Annotated in this window: 11 protein-coding genes; 4 read left to right on the top strand and 7 right to left on the bottom strand. The window is 64.7% G+C overall.

Going from position 1 to position 13,501, the window contains the following annotated elements:
* Window positions 1-25 precede the first annotated feature (25 nt).
* Together C7441_RS08790 and C7441_RS08785 are read right to left on the bottom strand one after the other, a co-directional pair.
* Window positions 26-1,126 carry an ABC transporter ATP-binding protein gene (locus tag C7441_RS08790; RefSeq protein ID WP_170125056.1) on the bottom strand — a complete coding sequence of 367 codons (1,101 nt, stop codon included), beginning with the start codon at window positions 1,124-1,126 and terminating at the stop codon, window positions 26-28.
* 87 nt (window positions 1,127-1,213) lie between these two features.
* The gene (locus tag C7441_RS08785) at window positions 1,214-2,137 is read right to left on the bottom strand and encodes a LysR substrate-binding domain-containing protein (protein ID WP_109612547.1); all 924 of its coding nucleotides are present in this window, start codon (window positions 2,135-2,137) and stop codon (window positions 1,214-1,216) included.
* 184 nt (window positions 2,138-2,321) lie between these two features.
* Between C7441_RS08785 and C7441_RS08780 the strand changes: the two genes are divergently transcribed.
* From C7441_RS08780 to C7441_RS08765, 4 genes are read left to right on the top strand one after another with little or no spacing between them, the layout of a single operon-like run.
* The gene (locus C7441_RS08780) at window positions 2,322-3,905 is read left to right on the top strand and encodes a zinc-binding metallopeptidase family protein (protein WP_109612546.1); all 1,584 of its coding nucleotides are present in this window, start codon (window positions 2,322-2,324) and stop codon (window positions 3,903-3,905) included.
* A 41-nt stretch (window positions 3,906-3,946) separates the two neighbouring features.
* Window positions 3,947-5,674, top strand: coding sequence for an amidohydrolase (locus C7441_RS08775; protein ID WP_109612545.1), 1,728 nt, complete (start codon window positions 3,947-3,949; stop codon window positions 5,672-5,674).
* A complete protein-coding gene (locus C7441_RS08770) occupies window positions 5,668-6,633 on the top strand; it encodes a CobW family GTP-binding protein (protein ID WP_109612544.1) in 966 nt (321 codons plus the stop codon). Before C7441_RS08775 ends, C7441_RS08770 begins: the two co-directional genes overlap by 7 nt.
* On the top strand, window positions 6,634-8,247 hold the full coding sequence (locus C7441_RS08765; protein WP_109612543.1) for a 5-guanidino-2-oxopentanoate decarboxylase: 1,614 nt from the start codon (window positions 6,634-6,636) through the stop codon (window positions 8,245-8,247).
* 187 nt (window positions 8,248-8,434) lie between these two features.
* On the opposite strand, the gene meaB is transcribed toward C7441_RS08765, so the two are convergent.
* Genes meaB through C7441_RS08740 form a run of 5 tightly spaced genes read right to left on the bottom strand, consistent with a single transcriptional unit; the run spans window position 8,435 to window position 13,451 of the window.
* Window positions 8,435-9,370 carry a methylmalonyl Co-A mutase-associated GTPase MeaB gene (meaB, locus tag C7441_RS08760; protein ID WP_109612542.1) on the bottom strand — a complete coding sequence of 312 codons (936 nt, stop codon included), beginning with the start codon at window positions 9,368-9,370 and terminating at the stop codon, window positions 8,435-8,437.
* A complete protein-coding gene (locus tag C7441_RS08755; RefSeq protein ID WP_109612541.1) occupies window positions 9,367-9,753 on the bottom strand; it encodes a hotdog domain-containing protein in 387 nt (128 codons plus the stop codon). Before C7441_RS08755 ends, meaB begins: the two co-directional genes overlap by 4 nt.
* On the bottom strand, window positions 9,750-11,306 hold the full coding sequence (locus tag C7441_RS08750; protein ID WP_170125055.1) for a class I adenylate-forming enzyme family protein: 1,557 nt from the start codon (window positions 11,304-11,306) through the stop codon (window positions 9,750-9,752). Before C7441_RS08750 ends, C7441_RS08755 begins: the two co-directional genes overlap by 4 nt.
* On the bottom strand, window positions 11,306-11,704 hold the full coding sequence (locus C7441_RS08745) for a cobalamin B12-binding domain-containing protein (protein ID WP_109612539.1): 399 nt from the start codon (window positions 11,702-11,704) through the stop codon (window positions 11,306-11,308). Before C7441_RS08745 ends, C7441_RS08750 begins: the two co-directional genes overlap by 1 nt.
* A gap of 22 nt (window positions 11,705-11,726) precedes the next feature.
* Window positions 11,727-13,451 (bottom strand): acyl-CoA mutase large subunit family protein, encoded by a 1,725-nt coding sequence (locus C7441_RS08740; RefSeq protein WP_109612538.1) that lies wholly within the window; start codon window positions 13,449-13,451, stop codon window positions 11,727-11,729.
* Between the last annotated feature and the right edge of the window lie 50 nt (window positions 13,452-13,501).

Genomic DNA, 13,501 nt, shown 5'->3' with positions numbered 1-13,501 from the left:
CGTGCTTGCTCCCATTCGTTCTGGTTCAGATGTTCTTGTCGTCGTGCAGAATGAAGCCGGCTTCGACCGGCCAGCATATCGTGGTCCGCTCGCCGACGGCCATACGGGCCGCCGCCGAGTGGTCGGGCACCGAAAGCTGCAGCCGCTGGCCCGTGGGCAAGCTCACCTGAAGGCTCGTTTCGGCTCCGTTATAGATCTTGTCGGCTACCACGCCGGCGAGGGTATTGTCGTTCGCGCCGGCCGTGCCGATGCGCAGATGTTCCGGGCGCACGGCCAGAAGGGCCTGCTTTCCGGCAGGTGTTGCGGCGGCAGTCGGCGCCGACAGCGCATGTTCGCCGAGACGGCCGGTGGCGCGCCCGTTGCTGGCGCTGCAGCCTTCGAGCGGCAGAAGATTGATGCGGCCGAGGAATTCGGCGACGAAACGACTTGACGGCCGCGTGTAGATCGCGCGCGGCTCGGCCGCCTGCATCAGCTGGCCATGATTGAAGATGGCGATGCGGTCGGAAAGCGCCAGCGCTTCGCTCTGGTCGTGGGTGACGAAGACGAAGGTGGTGCCGGTCTCGCGATGAACGCGCTTCATTTCGGCCTGCAGGCCCTCGCGCAGGTTCTTGTCGAGGGCCGAGAACGGCTCGTCGAGCAGCAGTACGCCCGGCTCGAACACCAGCGCGCGGGCCAATGCCACACGCTGCTGCTGGCCGCCGGAGAGCTGTGCCGGCTTCTTGTGGGCATGCGCGGAAAGACCGACGCGCTCGATCATCTCGCCCACGCGCCTCCTGATTTCGACGGCCGGCACCTTGCGTACCTTGAGCGGGAAGGCGACGTTTTCGGCTACCGAAAGATGCGGGAACAGCGCATATCCCTGGAACACCATGCCGAAATTACGCTTGTCGGCAGGACGGTCGGTGATGTCCACGCCGTCTTCTTCCAGATGCCCGGTCGTCGGTTTCAGGAAGCCGGCGAGCGCCATCAAAAAGGTGGTCTTGCCCGAGCCGGAGGGGCCGAGCAGGGTCAGAAATTCGCCGGCGGCAATGGTCAGGTCAAGGCTGCGCAAGGCCTCGAAATTGCCGAAGGACTTGCCGAGACCGATAGCACTGAGCTGAGAGGCGCGATGTCGTTGAGGGGTCAAACCCACTCCCCCTTATCTCTTTTTCGGAACGATAGGGTGAAAAGCGAATTCACCACAATGGAATAATTTGCGTTGTTCAGGTGAAGATTATTCATGTTGCCGCGAGCGGAGCAATTGCCGGCTCTCGGCAAGGCTTGCTTTCAGCCAGTTGCAGAAGGCACTGACGATCGGCTGATCGAGCTTGTGCCGCTCGCAGACCAGAAAGTAGGACTCCGGCGATTTGATGGTGCTGTCGAAGGGGCGCACGAGGTCGCCGTCTGTCAGCGCCCTGCCGCAGACGATGTCGTCGCCCATGGCAACGCCCTGCCCGGCAATCGCAGCCGCCTGCGCGAGATAGACATCGGAAAAGACAATGCTGTTCTCCGGACCCGGCATCGGCAGGCCGTAGGTACCGAACCACAGCGACCAGTCCTGGAAATCATTGAGATGCAGCAGCGGCAGCCGGGTCAGGTCCTCCGGCGTATGGATATTGTTGGAATTGAGCAGCACAGGGCTGCAGATCGGCGTGAATTCCACCTGCGCCAGCAGTTCCGACCAGTGGTTCGGCCAGCTTCCGGCCCCAAAGGCGATGAAGACGTCCGATTCGGGATCGCTGACATCGTCCAGCCGCCGTGGCGTCACCAGCTTGATGCGCACCAGCGGATAGAGGCTGCGGAATTCGTTGAAATGGTTGCATAGCCAGAAAGTGGCGAAGCCGGGCGTGCAGGAGATCGTCAGCCGGCCGTGAAGCTGCACGTCGTCGGCGATCTCGGCCGCCTGCGCGATCAGTCCCAGCGCGGTGCGCACTTCCTGCGCATAGCGGCGGCCGAACGGCGTGAGTTCGATGCCCTTGCCGTCGCGCTCGGTGAGTTCCAGTCCCAGTTCGCGTTCCAGAAAGCGAAGCTGGTGGCTGATGGCGCTCGGCGTGCGGTGCAATTCCTGCGCCGCCTGCCACAGGCTGCCGTGGCGGGCGACGGCATCGAAGGCCCGCAAGGCGCTCATGGAAGGCAGGTTTCTTGCCGGCCAGGTCATGTTTCCTCCCAAAGATGAAAAACTCTCAAGTCATTCGGCAATATATATCACTTTCTGAAAATCCCATTCATCCCATACGATGAATTTGCGGTGAGCCGGGTTCTGTCGGCTCCGGAGGATCAATCGTGCCGGTGCAACAGCCGGCATTGCGTGCGCACCATGCGGGGAAAATGACGAGCAGCCGATGACCAGCAAAATTGCCGAGGAAACCGCCACACATTGGGTGGATGAAAACGCCGCCGAATTGTCGAAATGGACCAGCGAGATCTGGCACAAGGGCGAGACTGCCTGGCGCGAGTATGAATCCGCCGCCTGGTATGTGCAACGCCTGCGCGCTGAAGGCTTCGAGGTCGAGGAAGGCTCGGGTGGCATGCCGACCGCTTTTGCGGCATCGTGGACGAATGGCGAGGGCGGCCCGGTCATCGCCTCCTATGCCGAATACGACGCCGTGCCGGGCAACTGCCAGGCGGCCAGCACCGTCAAGGCGCCGCGCGCCGGCCTCAACGAACACGCCGGCGGTCACACCGATCCGCATTCGGCGCTTGGCATGAGCGCCTTCGGCGGCCTGCTCGCCGCCAAGGCGGCCATGCAGGCGCACAACATTCCAGGTACGCTGAAATTCTTCGGCGAGCCGGCCGAGAAGGTGCGCGGCTCCAAGCCGATCCATGCGGCCAGGGGCTATTATGACGGCCTCGACGCCATGATCAGCTTCCACCCCTGCTACATGCTGCCGCTGTGCAACACGGTGAACTGGGACACGCATTGCGGCGCGGCCTTTGCGATGGTCTATCGCTTCGTCTGCGACGAGCCGGAAACCTGGCTGAAGCGCGCCGATGGCCTGCCCATCCCACAGGCGCACAGCGCCGTGCGCGCGCCCGGCGCCAACGATGCGCTGTTCTATATGTACAACGCCTCCAAGGCGCTGCGCGATTCCATGCTGCCGCATATGGGCGGCTGGTCGATCAGCGAGGCGATCCTGACGGCGGGGCAGGCCACCGCCGACAACCTGCCGGCGCGGCTGGCCGAAATCCAGTACATCATCCGCGTCCCGACCGTGGAGATGGCCGAGCAGGCGACGTTGATCCTCGACCGCAACGCGGAAGCGGCTGCCAGGCTCGCGCACTGCCGCGTGGAAAAGATCTGGGTGTCGAAGTCGAGGCCCGGCCTTGCCAACCATGCCATGGCGCAGCTCGTCTATGACAAGCTCGCCGCCGTCGGCGCGCCGAAGTGGAGCGACCGCGCCAAGGAGATCGCCCGCGAAATCCAGACCAATGTCGGCCTTGAGCCGATGGCGGAGCCCTTCCTGCCCGATTGCGAAAAGCTGATCGCGCCGCAGGAGGCCGAGCGCATCCTGCGCCAGGACCTGCCGCCGTCGCAGATCAACTACACCTCGGACGACTACACCGACATGTGCTGGCACGCGCCGACCGCGCGCCTCTACATTGCCCGTCCGATGCTCACCGGTCCGGCCGGTTTTGCCTATCCGGACTGGGTGATGAACGCTCTGGGCGGCATTCCCGAAACCATCGACCCGATGGTCATCTGCGCCTCCAAGACCATCGCTCACTCGATGCTCGAACTGATGCAGAATGCCGAGTTGCGTGCGGCTGCCCGCAAGGAGTTCGAGCAGCGCACCGGCGGCGGCGTCGGCGGCACGAACTGGATTCCGCCGCTCGCCGACTACGAAGCGCCGATCGGCTTGCGCTGGCCCGAATATGTCGCCACCGTGCGTGGCCGCGAATGGTGGATTCCGAGCGCCGGCTACTGAGGCCGGAAATCGAGGCTCTTTCCAAAAGGTAGACTGCCGATATGCGCGTTCTCTATGACCACCGCCCGAGCCACGCAGCCCGCAGTGCCCATGCGGACCTCGTGCTTGTCAATGGCCGCATCTACACCGGCGATCCGGGTCTGCCATGGTGCTCGGCGCTGGCGGTGGCGCGCGGTCGCATCGTCGCGCGCGGCGAGCGTGCCGATGTCGAGCACCTGATCGGTGCGCAGACGAAGGTGACCGACCTCGGCGGGCGCTTCGCCATGCCGGGCCTTTACGACATGCATACCCATCCCGATCTTGCGCTGGCGCCACGCTATGCCGAGGATCTGGATATCGGCATCGTCGATCCGACGCCGGATCAGGTGCGTGATGCCATCCTGGCCTATGCCGCCAGGCACCCGGATCGGGAGTGGATCTACGGCCAGTATTTCGTCCGCTACACCTTCCGTCAGGCCGGGCTCGTTCCGGGCAAGGACTGGCTGGACACGGTGATGCCTGACCGCCCGGTGGCGCTGCTCGACCGCATGTGGGGCACCATGATGGTCAACAGCGAGGCGCTGCGCCGCGCCGGCATCGAGACGAACACGCCCGATCCGGCCAACGGCTATCTGGAGCGCGATCCTGTGAGCGGCGAGCCCACGGGTCTGCTGATCGACGGCGCCTATGCGTTGATCCACGCGGCGATGCCGCCCACGCCTGTGCCGGTGCTGCGCGCCGCCTATCGCGACGGTGTGCGCTATCAGTCCGCGCGCGGCGTGGTGTCGACGAAATATGTTCATGTCTGCGAAAGTCGCCTGAACGCGCTGCAGTCGCTCGATCAGGCCGGTGAACTGACCCTGCGTGTCGAGGCCGCGATAAGCTGGCAGGACGACATCTTCCCGGTGCGCCGTCGCTGGGAACTGTTGGCCGGCGAGCGTCACTATTACCGTTCAGCCCGGCTCAACGCCAATGCGGTGAAGTTCCATTTCGACGGCACGGTCGAGCCGCGCTCGTCCTATCTCATCACGCCATGGGACGGCGGCAATTCCGGCTGGAGCGGCAAGCTCAACCTGACGCCAGAGCACCTTGCCGACATGATCTGGGACATGGACAGGCAGGGTATTCGCGTGATTGCCCACTGCACGGGCGACGCGGCCTCCGACACATTCCTCGACGCGGTCGAGGAAGCGCGCCGGCGTCCCGGCGGGCTCGGCGTGCGCCATCAGTGCGCGCACTCGACCATCCTGCATGGCGGCAACCTCAAGCGCTTCCGCGATCTCAACGTCACGGCCGAGTTCTCGCCGGTGTCGTGGTATCCGTCGAAATTCGTCTCAGGCGCACGCTCGGGCTATGGCCCGGAGCGCCTGTCGCGCGCCTACAATATCAAGGGCGTGCTGGAGGCCGGCGGCGTTGCCGTCATCGGCACCGACTGGCCGGTCAGCCCGCTCGATCCGTGGATCGCACTCGAAACCATGGTCACCCGCGCCAATCCGTGGGGCGAGGGTGAAGGCCGCTTCGGCGAGCCGATTTCGCTCTCGCAGGCCATCGACGTGATGACGAAGAACGGCGCCTGGTCGATGGGCATCGAGCATGAGGCGGGGTCGCTCGAGGTCGGCAAGTCGGCCGACATCATCGTGCTCGACCGCAACCTGTTCGAGGTCGAGCCGCAGGGTAACATCCACTCCACGAAAGTGGACCTGACCTTCATGCAGGGCCAGCTCGTGCACGACCGGCTGAACGAGAACTCCGATGCCGTGTGGCACGGCGAGGCGCCGCGGCTATGGTGACGAAGGGCGCCGCGCCCACACCTGTTACCGTCATCGGCGGCTTCCTCGGCGCGGGCAAGACGACGCTCGTCAATCACATTCTGAGCGGCGACCATGGGCTGAAGGTCGCCGTGCTGGTCAATGATTTCGGCGCGATCAACATCGACGCCGCGCTGATCACGTCTACCGAAGGCGGCCTCTACAGCCTGTCCAACGGCTGCGTGTGCTGCGGCCTCAACCAGGGGTTTGTCGAGCAGCTCGAGGAGCTTCTGGCCGCTCGCGCCGACATCGACCATATCGTGATCGAGGCGAGCGGCGTGGCCGATCCCGCCCGCATCATGGACACGGTGCGCTATTCGCGCTTCGCCGCGCGCCTGCGGGCCGATGCGATCGTCGTCGTGGTCGATGCCGCCGGCTTTGACGATGCGATTGCAGCGGCACCCGGCCTCGCGGAAGCTCAGATCGGCTCTGCCGACCTTCTGCTCCTCAACAAGACCGACCTTGTCGGACGCGAAAAACTCGATGAATGGCGCGCGCGCTGGACGTTTCCGGACACCCGCGCCGTCGAAACAACGAATGCAAGCGTGCCCTTCGACATCCTCTTCGCCGGCGAGATTTCGCCACGCGGGCTCGCTTCGCCTTTCACGGCACAACCCGTTCACGAACAGGCGGTCAGCGCGATCTGGCGGCATGACGGCGCGGTCGATCTGAAACGCCTGCAGAAGGTTCTCGTCGGCCTGCCTACGGCGGTCTATCGCGCCAAGGGCTTTTTGCGCGCCAATGACGGCCGATGCTTTGCGGTGCATCTCGTCGGCGCGCGGCTTTCCCTCGAACCGTTGGCGAAAGCGCCCGAAAGCCTCGATGCAGACAATATTCTTGTGCTCATCGGCTTCGGTGAACGCCCACCCTTCGAATCCATCCTGGCGCAGCTCGATGGCTGCGCCGAACCTGCTGCGCCTGCCGCGAAAGGAACTGCCTGAATGAAGACGGTCGGAACCTATCTGGTCGAACTGTTAGCCGCCTATGGCGTCGACACGGTGTTCGGCATTCCCGGCGTACATACGGTGGAAATGTATCGCGGCCTGCCCGGCAGCGGCATCCGCCACATCACGCCCCGCCACGAGCAGGGCGCCGGCTTCATGGCCGACGGCTATGCCCGCGCCACCGGCAAGCCGGGCGTGTGCTTCATCATTTCCGGCCCCGGCCTCACCAACATCGCCACTGCCATGGCGCAGGCCTATGGCGACTCGGTGCCCATGCTGGTCATCACCAGCGTCAATGCGCCGGGCCGCATGGGTTCGGGCGAGGGGCACCTGCACGAACTGCCCGACCAGCGTCAGGTGGGCCGCCAGTTCACCGCCTTCAGCCACACGGTGCTGCGCGCCGAAGAGCTGCCGCAGGTGATGGCGCGGGCCTTTGCCGTCTTCGCGTCGGCGCGCCCGCGCCCGGTACATATCGAGCTACCCATCGACCTCCTGACGCTCGACGCCTCGGCGCTGCCGCCGGCCGTGAAGCGGCCTGCCCCGACCCGCCCGGCGCCCGAACAGAACGCCATAGCCGAGGTTGCCTCCCTGTGCGCGGCGGCCAAGCGCCCGGTCTTCATCGCCGGCGGTGGCGCGGCCGATGCCGGTACGCCATTGCGTGCGCTGGCTGAGGCGCTCGACGCTCCCGTGATCATGACGGTCAACGGTCGCGGCGCCCTGCCTGCCGGCCATCCGCTTGGCGTGCCGTGCAGTCCGTCCGCCGAAGCGACGACCGCACTCATCGAGGCGGCAGATCTGGTGATTGCAGCGGGCACCGAATTCGGCCCGACCGATTTCGATTTCTATGACACCGGCGGCGCGCGCATCAACGGCAAGCTGGTTCGCATCGACATCGATCCGGAGCAGGTCATGCGCGGCCGTACGGCCGATCTGGCGCTGATTTCGGACACCGGGCTCGCGCTGAAGGCTTTGGCAGCTTCCGTGTCGCCCCGCCCGGCCGGCGATGGCGCTGAGCGCGCCAAGGCCGCGCGCGACGGCACGCGCGCCGAGCTCAGTCCCGTCCTGCGCGCCGGTGCGGTATTGATGGAGGTCGTGCGCGACACGCTGCCGGACGTGGTGATCGCGGGCGACTCGGCCCAGCCGGTCTATGCCGGCTGCACCGACTATGCGGCCAACCACCCACGCTCCTGGTTCTGCTCCGCGACCGGTTACGGCACGCTCGGCTATGCGCTGCCGGCGGCGGCCGGCGCGCTGATCGGCACTGGCCGTCCCACGGTCTGCCTTGCCGGCGATGGCGGCATCCAGTTCACATTGCCCGAGTTGGGCGCGGCCCGCGAGGCCGGATTGCCGCTGATCGTTCTGCTCTGGAACAACAACGGCTATGGCGAGATCAAGGCCTATATGGAGGCGCGGGACATCGAGCCGATCGGCGTCGACATCTACACGCCGGATTTCTTGATCATCGCGCGCGGCTTCGGCTGCGAGGCGGAAAAACTGGAAGACCCGCGCGATTTGCCGGCGAAACTGAAGGCTGCCACCCAGCGCAACCGGCCGACCGTGATCGAAATCGACGAAAGGATTTACGTCGACTTCGTCGCCAATGAGGCCTGAATTCCCGTTTGAACAGAAAGCACCGGACCGAGTGACCGGTGCTTTGGTTTCTTGTCGAGCGCAATGCCGCTCAGTCTGGACCCTGACCTAAGCCAACTGCTGAAGCGGCAATGACCGATCGCCGACGTCGTGCCGGTTCATCCACCCCGCCGCGGGAGAAGCTTGGAGCGTTCATGCCAAAGCGCGCCTAAGCAAGCAGCTCTTCGACCGCTGCGTAGGGGTCGACTTCGCGATCTGCGACGCGCGCGGCTGCACGATCGAGATGGTCGTCTGTCACTCTCTCGGCCAGTTCGCGCAATATGCGCTCGCGCAGCAGCGTTTCGACCTCTTTCCGCATCGCATCAAGGCTGCGGCGGCGTGCATCGCCGCTTGCGCGGGCCCATTTGCCGTGGCTTTCGATGGCCGCGACGAGATCGTCGATGCCGGTACCTTCCGTCGCGGACGTCTTAACGATGGGAATCTTCCAGTCGAGCCGAGGCGTTCCGAGCGTCATCATCTGGGCGAAGTCTTTCACCGCCCGGTCGGCACCCGGCCGGTCGGCCTTGTTGACCACCAGCACGTCGGCGATTTCCATGATGCCCGATTTGATGGCTTGTATGTCATCGCCCATGCCGGGGATGGTCAGCAGGCAGACGGTTTCGACCACCCGCACGACCTCGATTTCCTCCTGTCCCACACCCACCGTCTCGACCAGGATGATGTCGAAGCCGAGCGCATCGAGCAGGTTCACCACGCGTTTCGTCGTGCGGGCGAGGCCGCCGGAATTGCCGCGATTGGCCATGCTGCGGATGAATACGCCTTCGTCCAGAAAGCGCTCGCGCATGCGGATGCGGTCGCCCAGTATGGCGCCGCCGGTAAAGGGGCTTGACGGATCGACCGCCACAACGGCGACGCGCGGATAGCGAGCGCGGAAGGCTGCGGTCAGCGTCGAGACAAGGGAGCTTTTGCCTGCTCCCGGAGGGCCGGTGATGCCCACGACCGTGGCGTGGCCCGTGTCGGGATGGGTGGCGCGCACGATCTCGGCCGCTTCGGGTTCCTCGTTCTCGACGATGGACAGGAGGCGTGCGACGGCCGCGATCTGCCCTTCGCGGGCGCGCGCCAGAAGGTCGATATTGCCGGTCATCGCGCCGCCGCCCTCTGCTTTTCGAGGGGCACGACGGCAATTGCCTGTGCCCTGGCCACGAGTTGTGGCGCGGCAAGCAGGCGCGCGGCAGATTCCTCCGACTGTTCCAGCTCGATGATCTTGTGGGCCGTGCATTCCAGGGTCCGCGAGGTGTTGCCCGTCCGGGAAAGCGTGGCGCGGATTTCGAGATAATCGCCGGCCCAGACCGGGGCGAGGAATTCGGCGTTCATCGCCCGCATCAATCCCTCGTCGCCGTCATGGCGGACGAGGATTTCGGTCACTGCGTCGCCGAAAAGCTGCAACACGCGGGCGCCGTCCACAAGCCCCCCGCCATAGTGGCCGTCCGCGCTCGCCATGCGCAGGCGGATAAGACTTTCGCTCATGGGATCACCTCTTCGGTTCGGGCTCTCAGGAAATCCTCGCGCACAGCGCGGCGCGCGATCTTGCCGATGCCGGTGCGCGGAAGCTCTTCCACGACATGCACCGCCTTGGGGCTCTTGTAGCCGGCCAACTGGCCGCGGCAGAACGTCTTCAAATCGTCCTCGAGCGCGCCGGCACCGGCATGCAGGGTCACGAAAGCGTGCACGGCCTCGCCCCAGTTTTCGTCGGGAATGCCCACCACTGCCGCCTCCCGCACATGCGGATGGCGAAGCAGCGTGGCCTCGACCTCGCCCGGGATGACGGAAACGCCGCCGGTCTTGATGACTTCCTTGAGGCGTCCCGACAGCACCAGAAATCCGTCCTCGTCGAACGCGCCAAGATCGCCCGTACGCATCCAGCCGTCATGCATGACCTTTGCCGTGGCTTCCGGGTCCTGCCAATAGCCGACAAACATGCTCGGGCTGCGCGCGAGAATCTCCCCCACGGGGGCAGCCGGGCCGTCGTCGGTTTCCAGCAGCCGAAGCTCGGCGCCGACCATCGGCAGGCCGACGCTCCCCTTCTTTTCTATCTGCTCGGGCGGGCGTTGCACGGTCAGGCAAAGATGTTCGATCATGCCGTAGAACTGGACGAAATCGACCTGCGGCATCTTCTCGGCCAGAGCTGAGATCAACGGACCGGGCATCGGCTCGGATGCATAGGAAACGAGCCTGAGTGAAAGCGGAATGGTGGAAGGCGCGGCCTCCAGCATGCGGCGTAGCGTGGTCGGAACGGCATCGATGTGGGTGATACCGTGCGTTGCGATTGCCTGCCAGACCTGGGCTGCATCGAATTGCGGCATGATCACATGGGTGGCGCGCATCAGCGTGAGCGGGATGAGATGTTCGAGACAGGACGAAAACAGCGGCAGGAAATGCAGCGTGCGCTCGCCGTCGCGCAGGCCGAGTTCGAGGCTCATCACCATTGCGGTGGCGATCAGGCTGCGATGCGTGTGCACGGCCCCCTTGGAACGCCCGGTCGAGCCGGACGTAAAGAGGATCAGCGCGGGATCGTCCGAAGCCACGGGCACCGAATGGTGGAGCGGCTGCGCATCGGCCAGCAGCCGTTCATAGGGCAGGGGTGCCGTTGCGGCTGGCGCGTCGAGCGACACCACATGCGCCACGCCGGCAGCATCCAGATCGAATCCGCATCCTTCGAGCAGGCCTGCCTGCGCTGTGCCGACGATAAGCACCTTCGGGCGAACCTGGCTGATTGCGGCCATGGCATCCTTATTCGTCCACCACTGATCGAGCGGAACCGCAATGGCGCCCAGCAGCGGGATTCCGAAGAGGATTTCGACGAACTCCGCTCTGTTGGATGCCCAGAGTGCGACGCGATCACCGCGTTCCACGCCCAGTGCGGCAAGACTTGCCGCAAGCCGCCTTGCGCGGTCGCCAACCCGCGCATAGGTCCATGAAACGTCGCCGAAGATAACCGCTTCGCGTTGCGGGTCTGTCGCCGCCGCACGAGACAGGAGCTCATCCAGCCTCAATGCACCGCCATGGACGGGGGAACTCATCAGGCTGCCCCTTGCCATTCACGCACATATTCCACGATCCTGGCAGTGGGTGTGCCCGGTCCGAACACTTCGGCCACCCCTGCTTCCTTTACCTTGGGGATATCCCTCGGCGGCAGGATGCCTCCCATGATCACCAGCACCTCCCTGGCCGCCTGCTCGCGCAGCGCACCGCAGATTTCTTCGGCAAAGTGCATATGCGAGCCAGACAGGATGCTCAGACCCAATATGTCGGCATCTTCCTCCAGCACGGTGCGCACGATCATCTCGCTGGTCTGGAAGATCCCGGTGTAGATCACTTCGAAACCGGCGTCGCGGAATGCGCGCGCGATGATCTTGGCCCCACGGTCGTGCCCGTCGAGGCCGGGCTTGGCAACGACAACGCGCAGCGGTCGCTTCATGTTCTTGCTCCTTGGCGATTGTTCAGTAGACGAGCGGGGGGCTGTATTCGCCGTAGACTTCCCGCATCACATCGCAGATTTCCCCTACGGTCGCGTCCGCGCGTATGGCGCGCGAAACGGCGGGCATGGTGTTCTCCTTGTTGACGGCGGCCGCGCGAACCTCCTTGAGCGCGGCGGCTGTCTCGGCCTGATTGCGCATGCGCCGGATAGACCGGGTCCGCTTGATCTGGCGCTCGGCCATGCCGGGGTCGAGTTCGAAATGCTCGAAGGGCAGTTCCTCATCCTCGTCCACATGGACATTGACCCCCACCATGAATTCGCGCTTTTCGTCGAGCGCCTGCTGGTAAGCGGCCGAAGAGTCCGCGATCTGGCGCTGGATGAACCCGTCTTCGATGGATTCCACCATGCCGCCGCGGTCGAGCACCTGACGCAGCAGCGCCTCGGCCTCCTCTTCCAGACGGGTGGTGAGGTTCTCCACGTAGTACGAACCGGCCAGCGGATCGATGATGTCGGCAACCCTGTTTTCGAGCGCCAGAATCTGCTGAGTGCGCACCGCGATCTTGATCGCGCCCTCGGACGGAATCTGGTAGGCTTCGTCCTTGGAATTGGTGTGCAGCGACTGCGTGCCGCCAAGGATTGCCGCAAGCGCCTGGATTGCCGTGCGGGCGATGTTGTTGTCGGGTTGCTGGGCGGTCAGGCTAACACCGGCCGTTTGGGAGTGCGCGCGCATCAGCCATGAGCGCGGGTCCCTGGCGCCCACCCAGTCGCGCATCATGCGCGCCCACAGGCGGCGCGCCGCGCGCAGTTTGCAGATCTCCTCGAAAAAGTCGTTGTGGATGTCCCAGAAGAACGATACACGCGGCGCCACCTGGTCGGCCGGGATGCCGCGCTTCATCGCTTCGGTGACGTAGCAGTGTCCGGCTCCCAGCGTGAACGCCAGTTCCTGAACGGCCGTCGCACCGGCTTCGCGGATGTGGTAGCCGGAGACGCTGACCGGGTTGTAGCGCGGCATGGTCTTTGCCGCATATTCCATCGTGTCCACGACCAGGCGCACGGCATCCCGCGGCGGATAGATGTATTCGTTCTGCGCGGTATATTCTTTCAGGATGTCGTTCTGGCAGGTGCCGGTGATCAGGTTGTCGGCAACGCCCTGATCCTTCGCGACCGCCTCATACATGCCGATCAGCACGAATGCGGAGGCGTTGATCGTATAGGAGGTCGAGACCTGATCGAGCGGGATGTCGGCCATCAGCCGGCGCACGTCCTCCAGCGTGTCCACGGCCACGCCGATGCGGCCGATCTCGGGCAATCCCATGGGATGGTCGGAATCGCGGCCCAGCAGCGTCGGCAGGTCGAAATCCGTCGACAGGCCGGTCTCGCCATGATCGAGCAGGTATTTGTAGCGCCCGTTGGTGTCCTCAGCCGTGCCGAAGCCCGCAACCTGGCGGATCGTCCACGGCCGTGCCCGGTGCATGGTGGCATGAACGCCGCGTGTGTAGGGGTATTCGCCAGGGAAGCCGATATCCTTCAGCGGGTCGATCCCCTTGACGTCGTCGGGGGTGTAGAGATCGGCAATCGGCAGCCCCGAAAGCGTGGTGAAGCTCTCCTGCCGCCTGGGCAATCTGTCGAGGCTGGAAGCCAGCGTCGTGCGCTCCCATGCGGCACGATCGGTCGATTGCGGGCTCACCGGATCCGACTGATCCTGATCTGCCTGCAAGACCGCATTGGGCATGCGTGTCGCTGCCATGATTAGATCTCCTCCCTGTTCACACAGAGAACTGTATGCACGGGTTGTTG

Origin of the sequence: Pseudaminobacter salicylatoxidans (genome assembly GCF_003148475.1) — a bacterium.
GTDB lineage: Bacteria > Pseudomonadota > Alphaproteobacteria > Rhizobiales > Rhizobiaceae > Pseudaminobacter > Pseudaminobacter salicylatoxidans.
This window is presented reverse-complemented; position numbering and strand designations above follow the sequence as displayed.